The organism is Thalassotalea sp. G20_0 (assembly GCF_017744175.1).
GTDB lineage: Bacteria > Pseudomonadota > Gammaproteobacteria > Pseudomonadales > Endozoicomonadaceae > Endozoicomonas.
On sequence record NZ_JAGHQV010000462.1, the window covers coordinates 1 to 584 of the forward strand.

The following is a 584-nucleotide window of genomic DNA, read 5'->3' on the forward strand; positions in this document are numbered from 1 at the left end:
GGATTGAAGTGTCGGTGTTTGCCGATGTGTTTGGCGAGTATCAACACCTGCTCCATAAAGACGCGGTGCTGGTGGTGGAAGGGGAAGTCACCTTTGATGATTACTCCGGTAGCCTGAAGGTCCGCTCGAAAAAAGTGATGAAAGTGGTGGATGCCCGCAGCCATTATGCCCGTCGCCTGGTTCTTGAGGTTTCCCATGAGCAGATTGATGGTCATTTCGAACGAAAACTGTCGTCCATGTTGGGCGGGCAGCCGGGGCGGCTTCCGGTCAGGATTGATTACCATCGGGACGATGCCCGGGCCAGCCTGATGCTCGGCGAGCAGTGGCTGGTCAGCCCCAGTGATGAGCTGGTGCTGGAACTCAGGCAGTGGCTTGGCAAAAATGCTGCTAACGTTGAGTATGCCTGAGGTAGAGCTTATGTAATTGAGGTATGAAACGGGCGCTTTGAGTCTTGTGCAGTTTCCCTTTTTCGGGAATAAGTCAAACTGGATGGAATAGTAAAATCATCTTTCATGGAACTTTCATTGGAATATGAGGTCTGACTTTTCGACCAGGTTAATTCATCTGTTTTCCTGGTCACAGAC

The 584-nt window shown here is 51.0% G+C and carries 1 pseudogene; it reads left to right on the top strand.

The features are described from left to right. Nucleotides 1-407: pseudogene (locus J7438_RS27055) on the top strand (hypothetical protein); the annotation flags it as partial. Nucleotides 408-584 lie beyond the last annotated feature (177 nt).